Raw genomic sequence first — 399 nt, 5'->3', positions numbered from 1 at the left:
CTATGGGAGATTTGTATTCAGGCAAAATAGTAATTTTAACAGACGAAAACACTCAAAGCATGGGCGAGTGGTTTACTATGATGCTACGTCAGTTCAACGCCAATGCAACTATTATCGGTAGTCAAACGGCGGGTGCTGATGGTGATGTTAAAAGGTTGACTCTGCCCGGAGGCTATCATTTCAGCTTCACTGGAAATGGTATTTTTTATCCAGATGGACGACAAACCCAGCGTGTTGGCATCAAACCTGATATTTATTTTAAAGCCTCTGCCAAAGATTTGGTTGGAGTAGAAGATGCACATCTGCAAAGAGCTATGAAATATATCAGAGAAGGGAAATAAGCCTTCAGTTTGATAGTGTGTGTAAAATTAAGCTGCTTAGAGCATGTATCGCTAAACA

General features: G+C 40.6%; 1 protein-coding gene. It reads left to right on the top strand.

Features of this window, described 5'->3' with window-relative positions; all coding sequences use genetic code 11:
• On the top strand, nt 1-341 hold a 341-nt coding region (locus OQZ33_RS24165; RefSeq protein WP_265802134.1), incomplete at its 5' end, for a S41 family peptidase.
• Between the last annotated feature and the right edge of the window lie 58 nt (nt 342-399).

The sequence above is a fragment of the Pedobacter sp. MC2016-05 genome (assembly GCF_026239735.1).
Lineage (GTDB): Bacteria > Bacteroidota > Bacteroidia > Sphingobacteriales > Sphingobacteriaceae > Pedobacter.
This window is presented reverse-complemented; position numbering and strand designations above follow the sequence as displayed.